The sequence below is a fragment of the Pseudomonas pharyngis genome (assembly GCF_021602345.1).
GTDB lineage: Bacteria > Pseudomonadota > Gammaproteobacteria > Pseudomonadales > Pseudomonadaceae > Aquipseudomonas > Aquipseudomonas pharyngis.
This window is the reverse complement of sequence record NZ_BQID01000008.1, coordinates 77,923-94,060: the sequence shown is the minus strand read 5'-3', so window position 1 is coordinate 94,060 and position 16,138 is coordinate 77,923. Positions and strand designations below refer to the sequence as shown.

15 protein-coding genes are annotated in these 16,138 nt (G+C 62.4%); 11 read left to right on the top strand and 4 right to left on the bottom strand.

Annotated features, from left to right (window positions below; translation table 11 throughout):
- Positions 1-95 precede the first annotated feature (95 nt).
- The 3 genes from L6D74_RS17555 (at position 96) to fabF (ending at position 2,741) form a co-directional block, all read left to right on the top strand.
- Positions 96-431, top strand: a complete 336-nt coding sequence (locus tag L6D74_RS17555; protein ID WP_064598386.1) for a ComEA family DNA-binding protein — start codon at positions 96-98, stop codon at positions 429-431.
- Between the two features lie 214 nt (positions 432-645).
- Complete coding sequence (locus L6D74_RS17550) at positions 646-1,440, top strand: SDR family NAD(P)-dependent oxidoreductase (RefSeq protein WP_236189917.1); 795 nt, start codon at positions 646-648, stop codon at positions 1,438-1,440.
- A 26-nt stretch (positions 1,441-1,466) separates the two neighbouring features.
- Positions 1,467-2,741, top strand: coding sequence for a beta-ketoacyl-ACP synthase II (gene fabF, locus L6D74_RS17545; protein WP_236189916.1), 1,275 nt, complete (start codon positions 1,467-1,469; stop codon positions 2,739-2,741).
- On the opposite strand, the gene L6D74_RS17540 is transcribed toward fabF, so the two are convergent.
- On the bottom strand, positions 2,738-3,295 hold the full coding sequence (locus L6D74_RS17540) for a TetR/AcrR family transcriptional regulator (RefSeq protein WP_236189915.1): 558 nt from the start codon (positions 3,293-3,295) through the stop codon (positions 2,738-2,740). The genes fabF and L6D74_RS17540 overlap by 4 nt on opposite strands.
- Before the next feature lie 175 nt (positions 3,296-3,470).
- Here L6D74_RS17540 and L6D74_RS17535 point away from each other — a divergent pair, with 175 nt between their 5' ends.
- Positions 3,471-4,322: an urea carboxylase-associated family protein gene (locus L6D74_RS17535; protein ID WP_085612191.1), complete on the top strand. Its 852-nt coding sequence runs from the start codon at positions 3,471-3,473 to the stop codon at positions 4,320-4,322.
- Between the two features lie 45 nt (positions 4,323-4,367).
- On the opposite strand, the gene L6D74_RS17530 is transcribed toward L6D74_RS17535, so the two are convergent.
- Positions 4,368-4,535, bottom strand: coding sequence for a DUF2897 family protein (locus L6D74_RS17530; protein ID WP_007950938.1), 168 nt, complete (start codon positions 4,533-4,535; stop codon positions 4,368-4,370).
- 119 nt (positions 4,536-4,654) lie between these two features.
- Positions 4,655-6,019 (bottom strand): ethanolamine permease, encoded by a 1,365-nt coding sequence (gene eat / locus L6D74_RS17525; RefSeq protein ID WP_064598376.1) that lies wholly within the window; start codon positions 6,017-6,019, stop codon positions 4,655-4,657.
- A 417-nt stretch (positions 6,020-6,436) separates the two neighbouring features.
- On the opposite strand from eat, the gene kdpF reads away from it, so the two are divergent.
- From kdpF to L6D74_RS17495, 6 genes are all read left to right on the top strand, one after another.
- The gene (gene kdpF / locus L6D74_RS17520) at positions 6,437-6,526 is read left to right on the top strand and encodes a K(+)-transporting ATPase subunit F (protein WP_007950940.1); all 90 of its coding nucleotides are present in this window, start codon (positions 6,437-6,439) and stop codon (positions 6,524-6,526) included.
- An 8-nt stretch (positions 6,527-6,534) separates the two neighbouring features.
- Positions 6,535-8,229, top strand: a complete 1,695-nt coding sequence (gene kdpA, locus L6D74_RS17515) for a potassium-transporting ATPase subunit KdpA (protein ID WP_085612192.1) — start codon at positions 6,535-6,537, stop codon at positions 8,227-8,229.
- Between the two features lie 10 nt (positions 8,230-8,239).
- Complete coding sequence (gene kdpB, locus L6D74_RS17510; RefSeq protein ID WP_085612193.1) at positions 8,240-10,297, top strand: potassium-transporting ATPase subunit KdpB; 2,058 nt, start codon at positions 8,240-8,242, stop codon at positions 10,295-10,297.
- 287 nt (positions 10,298-10,584) lie between these two features.
- Positions 10,585-11,130, top strand: coding sequence for a potassium-transporting ATPase subunit KdpC (kdpC, locus tag L6D74_RS17505; RefSeq protein WP_236189914.1), 546 nt, complete (start codon positions 10,585-10,587; stop codon positions 11,128-11,130).
- 67 nt (positions 11,131-11,197) lie between these two features.
- Positions 11,198-13,849: a sensor histidine kinase gene (locus tag L6D74_RS17500; RefSeq protein WP_064598368.1), complete on the top strand. Its 2,652-nt coding sequence runs from the start codon at positions 11,198-11,200 to the stop codon at positions 13,847-13,849.
- A gap of 48 nt (positions 13,850-13,897) precedes the next feature.
- Complete coding sequence (locus L6D74_RS17495) at positions 13,898-14,596, top strand: response regulator (RefSeq protein WP_039770498.1); 699 nt, start codon at positions 13,898-13,900, stop codon at positions 14,594-14,596.
- Here L6D74_RS17495 and L6D74_RS17490 read toward each other — a convergent pair.
- Positions 14,593-15,630, bottom strand: coding sequence for a patatin-like phospholipase family protein (locus L6D74_RS17490; RefSeq protein ID WP_236189912.1), 1,038 nt, complete (start codon positions 15,628-15,630; stop codon positions 14,593-14,595). The two genes, L6D74_RS17495 and L6D74_RS17490, sit on opposite strands and share 4 nt — an antisense overlap.
- Before the next feature lie 217 nt (positions 15,631-15,847).
- Between L6D74_RS17490 and L6D74_RS17485 the strand changes: the two genes are divergently transcribed.
- On the top strand, positions 15,848-16,126 hold the full coding sequence (locus tag L6D74_RS17485) for a hypothetical protein (RefSeq protein WP_007950948.1): 279 nt from the start codon (positions 15,848-15,850) through the stop codon (positions 16,124-16,126).
- Positions 16,127-16,138 lie beyond the last annotated feature (12 nt).

Sequence of the window (16,138 nt, the reverse complement as noted above, 5' to 3'; positions counted from 1 at the left end):
TAACGGACACGTTTTTGACAGGTGGCGATCGTGATCTAAGTTTGGGGAGCAGCTTCGGAAAAGCTGCTTTCTCAAATGATGATGGAGCGTCACTTATGCGTAGCAGTTACTTTTACTCCCTGGTTTTTGCCTTGCTCACCAGCGCCTCGATCGCGGCGGTTGCGGCGCCTTTGGTCACAGCTGAACCACCGAAAACCTTACAGGTGATGGATGCTGCATCCGTTTCCAAAGGTGGGAAAGTCGATCTCAACGGGGCAGATGCGGCGACGCTGCAAAAGGAGCTGGCAGGCGTGGGTGAGGCGAAGGCCAATGCCATTGTTGCGTATCGCGAAACAAATGGTCCATTTGCGTCTGTGGATGAGCTGCTGGAAGTGAAAGGCATCGGCAAGGCGATCCTGGATCGCAACCGCGACAAGCTGGAAGTGAACTAAGCTGATTGTTCAACGCCAAGGGGCCGGTCATTGACCGGCCCTTTTTGCTTCCAGGTGGAGCACAACACAGGAGGGCGTCAGCCTTTCCGTCGGGAAATAGAAAATTATGGCTGTCATATTGCCTTGAGATTATGCCTATAATAATTTCAGTCGCCACTGAAGCGTTCTGCTTTTTAGCGGTCGTTCATTCCTCACGCATTCCAGGAGTATCGTCATGAATTCCCCGAAATCCCAAGGCACGGCGCTGGTCACTGGCGCTTCTTCCGGCATCGGTGCGGTGTATGCCGAGCGGTTGGCGGCACGTGGTTTCGATCTGCTGCTGGTCGCTCGTGACAAGGAGCGTCTGGAATCGGCTGCGAGCAAACTGCGAGACGTCCACGGCGTTCAGGTTGAGGTGCTCAAGGCCGACCTGACGAAAAAGGATGATGTGATCAAGCTTGAGCAGCGTCTGCGCAGCGATTCCAGTATCAGCCTGCTGGTCAACAATGCGGGAGTAGCGGTCAACGGATTGCTGGCCAATGCCGACCCGGACGAGCTGGAAAAACTGATTCAGCTGAACGTGACGACGCTCACTCGACTGGCTTCGGCCGCCGCCGCTGCCTTCACCAGCGCCGGGCGCGGCACGATCATCAACATTGCATCGGTGGTCGCCCTGTTTCCTGAGCGTTTCAATGCCACTTACAGTGCCAGCAAGGCTTATGTATTGAGCCTTTCCCAAACGCTGAATGCGGAACTCGAAGGCACCGGTGTCAAGGTGCAAGCGGTTCTGCCTGGAGTGACGCGCACCGAAATCTGGGAGCGTTCGGGTCTGGATGCCACCAATATTCCGGCGGAAATGGTCATGGAGGCGGGCGAGATGGTCGATGCCGCGCTGTCCGGTCTGGATCAGGGCGAACTGGTCACGATTCCTTCGCTGCCTGATGCGGGCGAGTGGCAAGCGTTCGTCGCCGCCCGTCATGTGATGGCGCCCAATCTGTCCCATAGCTCGGCCGCCAGCCGTTACAAGTAAATCAAGTCGAGAGAGGTCAACCCGATATGGATCAGCGTCGAGTAGTTGTCACGGGTATGGGCCTGGTATCGCCCTTGGGAAGCGGCGTCGAAGTTGTCTGGCAGCGCTTGCTGGCGGGGCGTTCGGGATTGCGAAACCTGCCGGAAGCGGTGATTGCCGATCTGCCGACCCAGGTCGGCGGCGTGGTGCCGACGATGGAGGAGGACGCCGAAGCCGGTTTCGATCCGGATCGCGCCACGCCGCCCAAAGAACAGAAGAAAATGGATCGGTTCATTCTGTTCGCGATGGAGGCTGCGCGGCAGGCGCTTGAACAGGCCGGCTGGCACCCGACCGAGCCCCACGCTCAGGAGCGCACCGCGACCATCATCGGCTCCGGTGTCGGCGGCTTCGGCGCGATTGCCGATGCGGTGCGCACCACCGACAGTCGTGGTCCGCGACGGTTGTCGCCGTTCACCATTCCCTCGTTTCTGGTCAATCTCGCCGCAGGGCATGTCTCGATCCAGCACGGTCTCAAGGGCCCGCTCGGCGCGCCGGTCACCGCGTGTGCCGCCGGCGTGCAGGCGATCGGTGATGCGGCCCGGCTGATTCGTGCCGGTGAGGCCGACATCGCGGTGTGCGGCGGTGCGGAAGCCTGCATCGATCGCGTCAGTCTTGCCGGTTTTGCGGCGGCGCGGGCTTTGTCCAGTGGCTACAACGACACGCCTGAGCGCGCCTCGCGTCCGTTCGACAGCGGACGTGACGGTTTCGTGATGGGCGAGGGCGCCGGGCTGCTGGTGATCGAGTCGCTGGAGCACGCACTGGCGCGCGGCGCACAGCCGCTGGTCGAACTGGTCGGATATGGCACCAGCGCCGATGCCTATCACCTGACCGCCGGGCCGGAAGACGGCAGCGGTGCACGGCGGGCGATGACAGTGGCGCTGGCCCAGGCCGGTATAGCGCCGGATCAGGTGCAGCATCTGAATGCGCATGCGACCTCGACACCGGTGGGCGACCTCGGTGAACTGGCGGCGATCAAATCGGTTTTTGGCGCACAAAACTCAATTGCCGTGACCTCGACCAAATCCGCGACGGGGCATTTGCTGGGTGCGGCGGGAGGTCTGGAAGCAATCTTCACGCTGTTGGCGATCCGCGATCAAATCGTTCCGCCGACCCTCAACCTGGAAAATCCCGATCCGGCCAGCGAAGGCGTGGACATCGTCCACGGTCAGGCGCGGTCGATGCCGATCGAGTATGCGCTGTCCAACGGGTTCGGCTTCGGTGGGGTCAATGCCAGCGTGCTGTTCAAGCGCTGGCAGGCTTAGTCTTCGGAGCGTTTTAGGTGTTCGCGGGTGACATCGAGGATCTGCTGCGCAAATTCAGGATTCGCGACACTGCGTGACAGCAGGAGCGCCCCGGCCAGTGTCGCCATGATGACGATGCTGCGCTCGGCGGCGTTCTCGCCTTCAAGGGTGCCTTCGATCTGGTCCAGGCGAGCCTTGAGCACTTCATCGCTGGTCGGGCTCGGCTGGCCGCGTAGCCCCAGTTCCGAAGAAATGGTCAACAGCGGGCAGCCTTCATGAGGTGAGGTCTGGTGCCATTCGGAGAGGTACGTATCGATGAAGGCTTCCAGTGGTTTTTCCTGGGCGAACAGCTCCTCGCACAAGCCCGCAACCTGATCGCCAGCCGCTTGCAGGGCTTTTTCAACCAACTCATCCTTCGATTTGAAATGCGAATAAAAGCCGCCATGGGTCAGGCCCAGCGCCTTCATCAATGGTTGCAGGCCGGTCGCACCAATGCCGTCCTTGCGAAACCGCTCGGACGCTTCCTTGATAATGCGCTGATGGGTCTGGGCTTTATGATCCTGCGAGTAACGCATTTAAACTCTCCGCAACAAGATCGCCATCTTAACCAATGCAAATTGAATGGTGACTGTACTTCTACTTCTAAAAAAACGGCCGGTGACTCCGACATGTTCGTAACAGCCACTCGCGGTTGGCACGGATAGTGGTTGCAGCTTGCAAAGTTGCCATCACTTGAGGAGCAGGAGAATCATGTACAAAGACTACCCGGCCGCCTATCAGGTCAGCAAAGGCTCGGCGTTGCAGGTCGATACACCTTTCTACGAACGGATTCGCGACCGCAAGGACGGGCGCACGCTGATCGAGCAATTCGAGGTGCCGATCCGCACCGGCCGCGCCTGGCACGTGCCGGCGGGGCATGTGTTTCGCGTCACCACACCGGTCGGGCCCCAGGTGGGCGATTTCAATGTGTGGAACGCACACGATCCACGTGAACGGATGTGGGCGGCGCGCACCCGGCAATTGCAGGGCGCGCATGTCAGCACCCACGATCGCCTCTGGTCGAACCTGCCTTTCCTGCGACCTCTGGTGACCATCACCGATGACAGCCTGGCCGACTATGGCATCGACGAGCACGGCGGGCGCCTGCACGATTTGCTCGGCACGCGCTGCGATCCCTATGTGAACAAAATGCTCACCGGCGAGGACTTCCATCATCACTGCCATTCCAACCTGACCCGCGCCGTGTTGCCCCATGGCCTGACCGAATTCGATGTGCATGACGTGCTGAACATCTTCCAATGCACCGGTCTGAATCACGATGACCTGTATTTCATGAAGGCCTGCCCGGCGCAGAAGGGCGATTACCTGGAGTTCTTCGCCGAAATCGACTTGCTGTGCGCGTTGTCGACCTGTCCCGGTGGTGATCTGTCACTGGCGATGTGGGGGCCGGACGCGCAGGATCCGCTGACGGTATGCCGCCCGCTCGGGGTGGAGATCTATCGTCTGGACGACGCGCTGCTCGAAGGCTGGAGTCAGCCGGAACGTGCGGCGTACAAAGGCCTGCATGGCTTGCACATTGCCAAGGCCGACTGGGAAAAATAATCGCGACAAAAAACAAACCCCGCCGATTCAGGCGGGGTTTTTCGTTCAGCGGTCCTGCGCGTCCTTGATGTCCGCTTCGGCATTGCGTTCAGCGACGCGCTTGCGTTGTTCATCGGTCAGTTCGACCTTGTTGGCGGTGTCTCGCAACATCATCAGACCGCCGACGATCGAGCCGATTGCAACGACCAGAATCAACCAGGCATACCAGGGCATAACGGCTCTCCTTAAAGGCAGGTCGACGGGCGAGGGTTTCGCCGTGCAACGCTGCATACCACTTTGAGCGAAGTGCATTCGCAGTGGTTCCATTCTAGGCCGGTTATGTCCCTGGCGGTTTACAGTCCGGTGAGCATGGCATCTGCCGGGGCGTTGGCGCGCAACTGGCCGGTCAACAGGAAGTAGCCGAAACCGACCGCCATGAAGCCGAGGAAGATCAGTCCGATCAACGCATTGAACCAGGCCATCGCCACCAGACACACCACAGCCAGCACCAGTGCAATCAGCGGAATCAGCGGATAGCAAGGCGCGCGGAAGGTGCGCTCCAGATTGGGTTCGGATTTACGCAGTTTGAATAGGCTGAGCATGCTCATGATGTACATCACGATCGCGCCGAACACCGCCATGGTGATCATCGCGGCAGTGAGGGTCATGCCGCCCAGATTGATCAGGCCGTCGCTGTAGATCGCCGCGATGCCGATCACGCCGCCGGCGATGATCGCCCGGTGCGGGGTCTGGAAGCGCGACAGTTTCGCCAGCGAGGCGGGCAGGTAACCGGCGCGGGCGAGGGCGAAGAACTGCCGCGAGTAGCCAAGAATGATCCCGTGGAAACTCGCCACCAGCCCGAACAGACCGATCCACACCAGCATGTGCAGCCAGCCGGAGTTGTCGCCGACCACCGCTTTCATTGCCTGAGGCAGCGGGTCGTTGATGTTCGACAGGGTGCGCCAGTCGCCGACGCCGCCGGCGAAGAACATCACGCCCATGGCCAGCAACACCAAGGTCAGAATGCCGCTGATGTAGGCCTTGGGAATCGTGCGTTTCGGGTCCTTGGCTTCTTCGGCCGCCATGGCTGCGCCTTCGATGGCGAGGAAAAACCAGATCGCAAACGGAATCGCCGCGAACATCCCGGCAATCGCCGGGGCGCCGAAAATGTCCGAGCCGGCCCACCCATTGAGCGCGAAGTTGCTGAAACTGAAGGCCGGAGCGACCACACCCATGAACACCAGCAACTCGGCGACGGCCAGGACGCAGACGATCAGTTCGAAGGTCGCGGCCAGTTTCACCCCGAGAATGTTCAGACCCATGAACACGATGTACGCGCCGACCGCCGCGTGTTTCGGATCGAGGGCCGGAAACTGCACGTTCAGGTACGCGCCAATCGCCAAGGCGATTGCCGGCGGAGCAAAGACGAATTCGATCAGCGTCGCCAGCCCGGCGATCAATCCGCCTTTTTCACCGAAGGCGCGGCGACTGTAGGCGAACGGCCCGCCCGCGTGGGGGATCGCCGTGGTCAATTCGGTGAAGCTGAAGATGAAACAGGTGTACATGGTCGCGACCATGAACGAAGTCACCAGGAAACCCAGGGTCCCCGCGACGCCCCAGCCGTAACTCCAGCCGAAGTATTCCCCGGAAATCACCAGCCCTACGGCAATGCCCCACAGGTGCAAGGTGCCCAGCGTGGGTTTGAGTTGTGTGTTCATGCGTTTGCTCCCTGAACGGTTTGGAAAGCTCGGGGAAGGGCGCGTGCAGTGGACGTGCCATTTTGTATTGGTGGGTCGTAATGGGATGAAAGCTGTCGTATCGGGGATGTTCGCGGCGCAATGCCCACAAAATTGTGCGCCAGTTGGGTGCGATGTTGTCTGTGCTGCCGTCTTCGCGGGCAAGCCCGCTCCCACAGGTATCAGCGGTGTCTGGGCGCGCGCATTTCAAGTTGTGGGAGTGGGCTTGCCCGGGAAGCGGCCCGTCCACACGACGCAAAACTTTGCTGTAACGCCCGCGTAAACCCACTCTTTACGCTTTCTTTATGCCCCGCCCACACCCTCGCTCTCGTTCCTTTACAGCCTCCTTTCCGACAATGCCTCCACACGCGGCAATACGCCGTAACACGGAGATCTTCCATGAGCGTTCTGGACGGGGTGTCACTGCTGCTGGCAGTGGGGCTGTTCATTTATCTGTTGGTTGCGCTGTTGCGCGCGGATCGGACTTAGGAGCGGCTATGCACAGTTATGACTATTGGCTGATCCTCGCTTTCTTCGCGGTGGTCTTGCTGCCGGCGCCGTTCCTCGGGCGCTTCTACTACAAGGTGATGGAGGGCCAGCGCACCTGGCTGACGCCGATTCTCGGGCCGGTCGAGCGCGGCTGTTACCGCATCGCCGGGGTCAATCCGCAGGACGAACAGAGCTGGCAGAAGTACACGCTGGCGCTGCTGGCGTTCAACCTCGCCGGTTTTCTGCTGCTGTTCGCGATCCTGCTGTTCCAGGATCACCTGCCGCTGAACCCGCAAAACCTGCCGGGCCAGGAGTGGACCCTGGCGTTCAACACCGCCGTCAGTTTCATGACCAACACCAACTGGCAGGCCTACAGCGGCGAAGCGTCGCTCAGCTACCTGAGCCAGATGGTCGGCCTCACCGTGCAGAATTTCGTCAGCGCCGCCACCGGCCTCGCTGTACTGGTTGCGCTGTGCCGTGGCATTGGGCGCAAATCCACCAAGACTCTCGGCAACTTCTGGGTCGACATGACCCGCGCCACCCTCTACGGCTTGCTGCCGCTGTGCCTGCTGCTGGCGCTGTACCTGGTGTGGCAGGGCGTGCCGCAAACCTTCGCCCAATATGTGAATGCAGTGACGATGCAGGGCGTTGATCAGGTGATCCCGCTCGGCCCGGCTGCCAGCCAGATTGCGATCAAGCAACTGGGCACCAACGGCGGTGGTTTCTTCGGCGTCAACTCGGCGCATCCGTTCGAGAACCCGACCGCCTGGAGCAACCTGTTCGAAGTTGCGTCGATCATCCTGATCCCGGTGGCGCTGGTGTTCACCTTCGGCCACTACGTGAAGGATCTGCGTCAGAGCCGCGCCATCATCGGCTGCATGCTCGCGCTGTTCATCATCGGCGGCGCCACTTCGCTGTGGGCCGAATATCAGCCGAACCCGGCGCTGAACAACGTCGCCGTCGAACAAGCCGCCCCGCTGGAAGGCAAGGAAGCGCGCTTCGGCACCACTGCCACTGTTCTTTGGTCGGTGACCACCACCGCGGCGTCGAACGGTTCGGTCAACGGCATGCATGACAGCCTCAACCCGCTCAGCGGCATGGTCGCGCTGGTGAACATGATGGTCGGCGAAGTGATCTTCGGCGGCGTCGGCGCGGGGCTCTACGGCATGTTGCTGAACGTGCTGATCGCGGTGTTCCTCGCCGGCCTGATGATCGGCCGCACCCCGGAATACCTCGGCAAGAAACTCCAGGCCCGTGAAGTGCAACTGCTGGTCGTCACCCTGCTGGTCATGCCGGTCGGCGTGCTGGTGCTGGGCGCGATTGCCGCGAGCCTGCCGGGCCCGGTGGCGGCGGTGAGCAACCCCGGCCCGCACGGTTTCAGTCAGTTGCTCTACGCCTACACCTCGGCCAGTGCCAACAATGGTTCGGCATTCGGCGGCTTCGGCGCCAACACTGCGTTCCACAACCTGATGCTCGGCCTGGGCATGCTGATCGGCCGCTTCGGTTACATCCTCCCGGTACTGGCCCTGGCCGGCAGCCTGGCGATGAAGAAAACCGCACCGATCGGCCAGAACAGCTTTCCGACCCACGGCCCGCTGTTCGTGACCCTGTTGACCGTGACCATTTTGCTGGTGGGCGGCCTGACCTTCTTGCCGACCCTCGCACTGGGCCCAATCGCCGAACATCTGAGCATGGGCTTCTAAGGAGTCAATGATGAATATGCCCGCAATCAAACCCGCCGCCGTCAAGGCGCCGGAACAAGCGAAAACCGCGATCAGCGCCCTGTGGCGTCCGGCGCTGGTGCAAGCGTTCGTCAAGCTCGACCCGCGCCAGTTGCAGCGCTCGCCGGTGATGCTGGTGGTCGAACTGACGGCGATCCTGACCACCGTGCTGTGCTTCATTCCCGACAGCAGCGTGCCGACCTTCGTCGCTGCGCAAATCGCACTGTGGCTATGGTTCACCGTGCTGTTCGCCAACTTCGCCGAAGCGCTCGCCGAAGGTCGCGGCAAGGCCCGCGCCGACAGCCTCAAGGCTGGCAGCGAAGGCCTCAGCGCCCGACGCAAACTGGCCAACGGCAGCTTCCAGGTCGTGCCAGCCACTAGCCTGCGCAAGGGTGATGTGGTGCGCGTCGAAGCCGGGGAAATGATCCCGGGTGACGGCGAGGTCATCGAAGGTATTGCGGCGGTCAACGAAGCCGCGATCACCGGTGAATCGGCTCCGGTGATCCGTGAGTCCGGCGGCGACCGTTCCGCCGTCACCGGCAACACCCGGCTGGTGTCCGACTGGCTGCTGGTGAAGATCACTGCCAACCCCGGTGAATCGACCCTCGACCGCATGATCGCGCTGGTCGAAGGCGCCAAACGCCAGAAGACCCCGAACGAAGTGGCGCTGGACATCCTGCTGATCGGCCTGACCCTGATCTTTCTGCTGGTGGTCGTGACCCTGCAACCGTTCGCCCACTTCGCCAACGGCAGCCTGCCGCTGGTGTTCCTGGTGGCGTTATTGGTCACGCTGATTCCGACCACCATTGGCGGGCTGCTGTCGGCCATCGGTATCGCCGGGATGGATCGTCTGGTGCGCCTGAACGTGATTGCCAAATCCGGTCGTGCGGTGGAAGCGGCGGGTGACGTGCATGTGTTGCTGCTGGACAAGACCGGCACCATCACTTTCGGCAACCGTCGTTGCAGCGCGGTGTATGCGGCGCCGGGTGTGAATGCCCGTGAGCTGGCCGAAGGCGCGCTATTCGCCTCGCTGGCCGACGAAACTGCCGAAGGCAAGTCCATCGTCGAGTACCTGCGCGGCACCAATCCACAGCCGGAACCTTCGCCGGAAACCCTGACCGCCGTACCGTTCAGCGCGGAAACCCGCTTGTCCGGTGTTGACTACCAGGGCCGTGTATTCCGCAAGGGCGCGGTGGATTCGCTGCTGGCCTTCCTCGGTCAACAGCGCAAGGATCTGGCCCCGGCGCTGTCCCGGGAAATCGACAAGATCGCCCAGAGTGGCGGTACCCCGTTGCTGGTCTGCGCCGACGGCAAACTGCTCGGGGCGATCCACCTGAAAGACGTGGTCAAGCCGGGTATCCGCGAGCGTTTCGCCGAGCTGCGCAAGCTGGGAATTCGCACGGTGATGGTCACCGGCGACAACCCGCTGACTGCTGCCGCGATTGCTGCTGAAGCAGGCGTCGACGACGTGCTGGCCGAAGCGACACCTGAGAAGAAACTGGCGCGCATCCGTCACGAGCAGAACGACGGTCGGCTGGTCGCGATGTGCGGCGACGGCGCCAACGACGCACCGGCGCTGGCCCAGGCTGACGTCGGCATGGCGATGAACGACGGCACGCAAGCGGCGCGCGAAGCGGCCAACATGGTCGACCTCGACAGCGACCCGACCAAGCTGCTGGATGTGGTGCAGATCGGCAAGGAATTGCTGGTGACTCGCGGCGCGCTGACGACTTTTTCCATCGCCAACGACGTGGCCAAGTACTTCGCGATCCTGCCGGCGCTGTTTGCCGCGATCTACCCGCAATTGGGCGTGCTGAACATCATGCACTTGAGCAGTCCGCAGAGCGCGATTCTGTCGGCCATTGTGTTCAACGCCCTGATCATCGTTGTGCTGATTCCCTTGGCCCTGCGCGGTGTGCGGGTGCAGGCGGCGAGTGCGGCGGCGCTGCTGCGGCGCAATTTGCTGATCTATGGTCTGGGCGGGATTCTGGTGCCGTTCGTGGGGATCAAGGCGATCGACATGCTGTTGACGGCGTTGCATCTGGTTTGAGTGAGCGGTGTTTGCTGGATCTCTACACGGCTTGAGATCCAGCCCTCATCGGAACGCCGCCCGCCTAACCCTCTCCCGGAGGGAGAGGGGACTGACCGAGGTATTTGTAAGAGCTACATCGACCTGAGATATCGAGCCGAACTCAGGATTTGAAAAGCACAAAGATCGGCTCCCTTTCCCCCTCGCCCCCTTGGGGGCGGTCCGACGTTTCGGGAGGGCTGGGGTGAGGGGGAGGGATCTTCCTGACACCCCACCAAAGTTTGCCCAATGAATTCGAGGATTTTGAAATGTCCACAATGTTACGTCCGGCCCTGAGCCTGCTGGTGCTGATGACCCTGGTCACCGGTGTTGCCTATCCACTGGTGGTGACCGGCGTTGCCCAGGTCGCCTTCCCCGAGCAGGCCAACGGCAGCCTGGTGCGCGATGCCGAAGGCAAGGTGCGCGGCTCCTCGCTGATTGCTCAGGATTTTGTCGGCGATGCCTGGTTCCATCCGCGTCCATCGGCCGGTGCCTTTGCCACCGTGTCGAGCAGTGCGAGCAACCTGTCACCAAGCAATCCGGCACTGGCCACTCGGGTGATCGATGACGCCAACAAGTTGCAGGTTCCCGGCCAGGGTCCGGTGCCGCTGGCACTGTTAACCACCTCCGGCAGTGGCCTCGATCCGCACTTGCCTCCGGCGGCGATTGCCTATCAACTGGCGCGTGTTGCGGCAGCGCGTAATGTGCCGGTGGCGACCTTGCAGCAACTGCTCGACACGCACATCGAACAGCCGCTGGTGGGCCCGCCGGTGGTGAATGTGCTGGCGCTGAACATGGCGCTGGAAAAGCTCTGAATCGGTGGCTTGCCAGCGATGACGGCAGTCCAGGCAATACACAAACATCAGGAAGAGAGCTTCAAGCATGAGTGACTCCGGCCGTGCCGACGCGCTGTTAGCAGACTTGCCCCGCGACGGACGCGGCCGGCTCAAGGTTTTCCTCGGTGCTGCGCCGGGCGTGGGCAAGACCTACGCGATGTTGCAGGCAGCTCACAGCCAACTGCGTCAGGGCGTGAAAGTCATCGCCGGGGTGGTCGAAACCCACGGCCGCGCCGAAACCGAAGCGCTGCTTGGCGGCTTGCCGCAACTGCCGCTGGTGCGCTCGGAATACCGTGGCGTGACGCTGGAGGAAATGGACCTCGACGGTCTGCTCGCCGCCAAACCGAAACTGGTACTCGTCGACGAGCTGGCCCACAGCAACGCCCCCGGCAGCCGCCACGCCAAACGCTGGCAGGACATTCAGGAACTGCTCGCCGCCGGCATCGACGTGTACACCACGGTCAACGTCCAGCACCTGGAAAGTCTCAACGATCAGGTGCGTGGCATCACCGGTGTGCAGGTACGCGAAACCCTGCCGGACTGGGTGCTGCAAGAGGCCTACGAACTGCTGCTGATCGACCTGCCGCCCCGCGAACTGCTCGAGCGCCTGCGCGAAGGCAAGGTCTACGTGCCGGAGCAGGCACGCGCCGCGATCGATGCATTTTTTACCCAGACCAACCTCACCGCGCTGCGCGAACTGGCGATGCAGACCGCTGCCGCGCAAGTCGATAACGATCTCGCTCAGGGCTATCGTCAGCTTGGCCAGGCCGCGCCAGCGGTGCGCGGGCGCTTGCTGGTCGGCGTCGATGGCGATGCCCAGGCCGAACGGCTGGTGCGTCATGCCAGTCGGGTTGCCCAGCGTCGGCATTTGCCGTGGAGTCTGGTGCACGTCGACAACGGCAGCGTGCGCGACGAGCAATCGCGGCTGCGTCTGCAAAGTGCCCAGCAACTGGCCGAACGCCTCGGCGGCGAAGTGGTGCTGCTGCGGGCCGGCGAAGTGGCGAAAACCCTGATCCAGCATGCGGCGGAACGGCGGGCGAGTCTGGTGCTGGTTGGTCAGTCGCGGCCGCGCCTGCGCAGGCGTCTGTTCGGTGGTGGGCTGGCGGCGCGTTTGCTGCGTCAGGCCCATGGTCTGGAAATCAACGTGCTGGACAGTGATCAGGAACAGCATCAGCCGCGCCCGCGTGTCGCGCCGACGCTGGTGTGGTTCGACTACGCGCTGGCGCTGGTCGCGACGCTGTTGGCCAGTGCACTGGCGTGGGCGGTCTCCAGCGTGCTGCCGTTGCCGAATATCTCGCTGGTGTTTCTTGCGGCAGTGCTTCTGGTGGCGGTGCGCAGCAGTCTCGGCCCGGCGCTGGCCTGTGCGGCGTTGTCGTTTCTGACCTATGACTTTCTGTTCATTCCGCCGAATTTCTCCTTCAGCATCCAGCGCGAAGAAGACGTGCTGACCTTGCTGTTCTTCCTGCTGATGGCGGCGCTCACCGGTAACCTCGCAGCGCGTCAGCGGCGGCAATTGCAGGCGCTGCGCGATACCCAGGAAGAGACCACCGAGCTGCTGGATCTGTCGCGCAAACTCACCGCCGCCACCGACCGTCAGGCCGTGGTCAGCGCCGCTGCCCAGCACCTCAATGGCTGGAGCGATCTGCAGCTGTGCCTGCTCAATCGCGACGGGCAGGGCGGCTGGAAAGTCGAGACCGGCGGGCCGCTGCAATTCACCGAGTCCGAGCGTGCCGCCGCCGACTGGGCCTGGCAACACGATCAACCGGCGGGCATGGGCACCGGTACGTTGCCGTTCGGGCGCTGGTGGTGGTGGCCGCTGTCGGTGGAAGACGGACCGCTGGCGCTGCTCGGTGTGTGTGCCAAAGAGGGCCAGACCTTGAGCGGCCAACGCCGTCGTTTGCTGACCGCGTTGAGTCAGCCGTTGGCTCAGGCATTGGCCCGGGCGCAACTGGCCGATGACCTGGAAGCCGCGCGCCTGCATGGCGAAACCGAACAACTACGCAGCGCCTTGCTGGCCTCGGTGTCCCACGATCTGCGCACGCCGCTGACTTCGATGCGTGGCAGCATCGACAGCCTGCTGGCGCTCGGCGAAGCGATCCCGCTGGAGGATCGCCGCGAGCTGCTGGAAGGCACCCGCGATGAAGCCGAACGTCTCGACCGCTACATCCAGAACCTGCTGGACATGACCCGTCTCGGCCACGGCGCCCTGAAGCTGGCGCGGGACTGGGTGTCGCCGGCGGACATCGTCGGCAGTGCGCTCAATCGTCTGCGGGCGGTGTTGTCGTCGTTGCAAGTGAGCACCGATGTACCGGCCGAGTTGCCGCTGTTGTACGTGCATGCCGCGTTGATCGAGCAGGCGCTGGTCAACGTGCTGGAAAACGCCGCACGCTTCTCGCCGTCCCACGGTCGTTTGCAACTGCGCGCCGGGGTGGATGACAGCGAAGTGTTTTTCTCTGTCAGCGATGAAGGGCCGGGGATTCCGGTCGATGAGCGGGCGAAAATTTTCGACATGTTCTACACCGCTGCCCGGGGTGATCGTGGTGGTCAGGGCACCGGCCTTGGGTTGGCGATCTGTCAGGGCATGGTCGGCGCCCATGGCGGGCGGATCAGTGTCGGCGACGGCATCGACGGGCGCGGTACCTGTATCACCTTGCACCTGCCGTTGCAGACGCAACCGGGGATGGACGGTGAAGCCTGATCCGCGCTGCGCTACTCTCTTGCCACTCTTTCGTGTTGATGTGAACTCATGAGCCAGACCGCGACCATTTTGGTCATCGATGACGAACCGCAGATCCGCAAGTTCCTGCGTATCAGCCTCGCTTCCCAGGGCTACAAAGTGCTGGAGGCAGGCACCGGCGCCGAGGGCCTGGCCCAGGCGGCGCTGAATAAACCGGACTTGCTGGTGCTCGACCTCGGCCTGCCGGACATGGACGGCCAGCAGGTACTACGCGAGTTTCGCGAATGGGCCACGGCGCCGGTGCTGGTGCTGTCGGTGCGCGCCAGCGAAGGGCAGAAGGTCCAGGCGCTGGATGGCGGCGCCAATGACTACGTGACCAAGCCGTTCGGCATTCAGGAGTTTCTCGCCCGGGTGCGCGCGTTGTTGCGTCAGGCACCGGCCGGGGAAGCGCAGCAGGCCGCGTTGAATTTCGGCCCGCTGACCGTGGACCTGGCGTATCGCCGGGTGTTGCTCGACGGCGTCGAAGTCGCCCTGACCCGCAAGGAGTACGCGGTGCTGGCGCAACTGGCGCGGCATCCGGGGCGGGTAATCACCCAGCAGCAATTGCTCAAGGACATCTGGGGCCCGACTCACACCGAGGACAGCCACTACCTGCGGATCGTGGTCGGGCATTTGCGGCAGAAGCTGGCAGACGATCCGACCCGGCCACGCTTTATCGTGACCGAGGCGGGTGTCGGTTATCGGTTGTTGAGCGAGAGCAGTCTTTAGTTCTGCTCGCTCTCGTAGCGATCCAGCGTATCCCGGGCAATCTCCCGGCCCAGCGCGATCAATTCGGGCGCCTTGTAGAACTCGAAGAACCGGCATACCCGCTTCGGCACGTTGATCAGGATGTCCGGCGGATACCCGGCGATCTTGTACTGCGCCAGCGAGGTCTGCATCACCTCGAAACTCTGGTTGATCAAGTCCAGCAATGACGCCGGCCCGACGTTATCGATGATGAACGAACCGGTGGCGGATTTCGGTGCGCCATCGCGCTCTGGCGCGGCGGCCGGTTGCTGGGCTTCCGGCTCCGCGCCTTCGACCCAAGGATTGATGTCCGCCGCTTCGGCACGCAGCGCTTCCTGTTCCAGCATCAGCAATTGCTCGGCCTGTTTGCGGCGGAACGGCATCTTCGAGCCCAGCGAATTGATCAGGCTGTCGAAGCGCGTACGGAACGCGGCGGGGCGCTGGATCACCGGCAGTTTGTAATGGCGCTGGTTGGTCGAGTTGAGATTGACCGCGATGATCAGGTCGCAGTGGCTCGACACCACCGGCACGATCGGCAACGGGTTGAGAATGCCGCCGTCCACCAGCATCCGGTTGCCCTGCATCACCGGAGTGAACAGGCTGGGAATCGCCGCCGAGGCGCGCATGGCCTGATGCAGACAGCCTTCCTGAAACCAGATTTCCTGTTGGTTGGTGAGGTCGGCGGCCACCGCCGTATAGGGGATGCGCAGGTCTTCGATGTTGATCTCGCCGACGATCTTGCGGATCTGGCCGAAGACTTTTTCGCCGCGGATCGCACCGAGGCGGAAGCTGACGTCCACCAGGCGCAGCACGTCGAGGTAATCCAGGCTTTCGATCCAGTTGCGGTACTCGTCGAGCTTGCCGGCGGCGTAGATTCCGCCGACCACGGCCCCCATGGAACAGCCGGCAATACAACTGATGTCATAGCCCCGTCGTTCGATCTCTTCAATGACCCCGATATGGGCATAGCCCCGGGCGCCACCGGAGCCCAGCACCAGTGCGACACGCTTTTTCATCAAACTTCCTCCCGACAAGGTTGCACAATGCACCCATCGAGGGCCGGGCTTCAATCGCTGGGGTCGCTCGGGGCGGCAATGGCGTCGTTTTTTCGATACTTCATGACCCGTCGGCGTTATCTTTTGCAGAGCGGTGCAAATGCGGGACACAAGGCACTTTTTCGCTGGCGCACCGTCTTACCTGCACGACTGTTGACCTATCTTTGAGGTGTGAGTGATGAAAGCCTGGATCTGTGTGCCGTTGATGGCTCTGGCATTGGCCGGTTGCGCCGGCAAGACTGCTTACCGCGACAGCTGCGGCAGCCAGCTGGACGCGGCGTGGCATGAACTGGATCTGGCCAAGGCCGAAGGTTTCGCCGGTACGGTCAGTTACTCCAAGGCGTTGTCTTTGCTGACAGCCGCCAAAACCCAGCAGCAATTCGAGGGCTTCGAAGGCTGCACCAAGAAAGCCGAAAAAGCACGTTTCTACATTCGCGAGTCCCGCGCCGGGCGCTAAGCTGCTGACGTA

Coding starts and splice junctions, on each gene's coding strand:
- L6D74_RS17555 (WP_064598386.1), top strand. CDS start 96: ATGCGTAGCAGTTACTTTTACTCCCTGGTTTTTGCCTTGCTCACCAGC.
- L6D74_RS17550 (WP_236189917.1), top strand. CDS start 646: ATGAATTCCCCGAAATCCCAAGGCACGGCGCTGGTCACTGGCGCTTCT.
- fabF (WP_236189916.1), top strand. CDS start 1,467: ATGGATCAGCGTCGAGTAGTTGTCACGGGTATGGGCCTGGTATCGCCC.
- L6D74_RS17540 (WP_236189915.1), bottom strand. CDS start 3,295: ATGCGTTACTCGCAGGATCATAAAGCCCAGACCCATCAGCGCATTATC.
- L6D74_RS17535 (WP_085612191.1), top strand. CDS start 3,471: ATGTACAAAGACTACCCGGCCGCCTATCAGGTCAGCAAAGGCTCGGCG.
- L6D74_RS17530 (WP_007950938.1), bottom strand. CDS start 4,535: ATGCCCTGGTATGCCTGGTTGATTCTGGTCGTTGCAATCGGCTCGATC.
- eat (WP_064598376.1), bottom strand. CDS start 6,019: ATGAACACACAACTCAAACCCACGCTGGGCACCTTGCACCTGTGGGGC.
- kdpF (WP_007950940.1), top strand. CDS start 6,437: ATGAGCGTTCTGGACGGGGTGTCACTGCTGCTGGCAGTGGGGCTGTTC.
- kdpA (WP_085612192.1), top strand. CDS start 6,535: ATGCACAGTTATGACTATTGGCTGATCCTCGCTTTCTTCGCGGTGGTC.
- kdpB (WP_085612193.1), top strand. CDS start 8,240: ATGAATATGCCCGCAATCAAACCCGCCGCCGTCAAGGCGCCGGAACAA.
- kdpC (WP_236189914.1), top strand. CDS start 10,585: ATGTCCACAATGTTACGTCCGGCCCTGAGCCTGCTGGTGCTGATGACC.
- L6D74_RS17500 (WP_064598368.1), top strand. CDS start 11,198: ATGAGTGACTCCGGCCGTGCCGACGCGCTGTTAGCAGACTTGCCCCGC.
- L6D74_RS17495 (WP_039770498.1), top strand. CDS start 13,898: ATGAGCCAGACCGCGACCATTTTGGTCATCGATGACGAACCGCAGATC.
- L6D74_RS17490 (WP_236189912.1), bottom strand. CDS start 15,630: ATGAAAAAGCGTGTCGCACTGGTGCTGGGCTCCGGTGGCGCCCGGGGC.
- L6D74_RS17485 (WP_007950948.1), top strand. CDS start 15,848: ATGAAAGCCTGGATCTGTGTGCCGTTGATGGCTCTGGCATTGGCCGGT.